General features: G+C 46.5%; 2 protein-coding genes. Both read right to left on the bottom strand.

Going from position 1 to position 1037, the window contains the following annotated elements; genetic code table 11:
- Positions 1-137 precede the first annotated feature (137 nt).
- Entirely contained in the window at positions 138-398 is a 261-nt protein-coding gene (locus AB9F26_RS22130; RefSeq protein ID WP_369757865.1) for a hypothetical protein, read from the bottom strand.
- Positions 399-845: 447 nt separating this feature from the next.
- The coding region (locus tag AB9F26_RS22125) for a DUF1993 family protein (protein ID WP_369769114.1) at positions 846-1037 on the bottom strand (192 nt) is incomplete at its 5' end.

Here is a 1037-nt window from a genome sequence, read left to right as displayed (position 1 = left end):
GGGCCGTTCGCGACATCTTCGCTAGAAGTTGGCTCGAGACTTTCCCGCAACCGCAGCATTCGTCATTAAGGGCCGAATTCGGTCGTTAACAGAGCGTTGAACCAAGGTCTGCACTGCGAGAGTACACTCTTCGGAACTTAAAAAGCGTATCCACTAGCAGCTCTTGCTTTGTGTTTTGCCAAAGCTGCTTCAAATGTCGTGTAGTTATTTATTTCAGATTCCCATTTTCTTTTGAAATCGAAGTAAGCGGGACATTTTTTTTCGTTCTTTTCACAAGCAAGCATCAATTTTTCACCCTTGGCGAATTCGCGACTGAGTCGACCGGCAACATCGTTAGGGTCATGCAAGGCGCACCCTGAAATAATGGTAAGAAGTGTGAAAATAACCAGTTTTGACATTGTTGCCTCAAATATGTGGAGCGGACTTTGGATGAATACTGCGCACTATGTTCGCCTTCTGCAATGGATTTCTAATTGAAATTTAGAACTGTTACAGTGAGTTGTGGCAACGCATCGGATTATGTTCAGGTACTTTTCGACCATCGCGCCACAAAACACATATTGTAGGCGAAGCTCACAGCCGACTTTCGCTGCGCAATGCATCAAGGTCTGTTTAGGGCCGGAAGCAGACTCGGTCACTAAGGCGGATTGCGGACTTTCGCCGCATGCGCGAGACAATCATACCGCCACATTGGAAGCCGACATTCAAGTGCGCCTGAAACTGGGCTATTCTTTAAACCGACACAGACCACAAAAAAGCTCTACTTTGTCTGGTCTACGGCTCCAGACTTTGCAGGTACCATGTTTCCTTAACTGCCCGGCCAAAATTATGGTTCAGGCAAATTACTAAAGGCCACCGATAAAGTCGTCCATTTTTGATACCGAGACACCGTTGTGGCGGAGGATATTGAACGCAGTAGTGTGGTGAAAATAGATATTCGGAAGTGTAAACCCAAGGAAATAATTAACTCCGGTCAACGTGGCAGTTTCATTGCCCATTGGGAAAGTGATTTCCCGGTCATGACCGCTATCCACAGA

The sequence above is a fragment of the Falsihalocynthiibacter sp. BN13B15 genome (genome assembly GCF_041205415.1).
GTDB lineage: Bacteria > Pseudomonadota > Alphaproteobacteria > Rhodobacterales > Rhodobacteraceae > Falsihalocynthiibacter > Falsihalocynthiibacter arcticus.
This window is presented reverse-complemented; position numbering and strand designations above follow the sequence as displayed.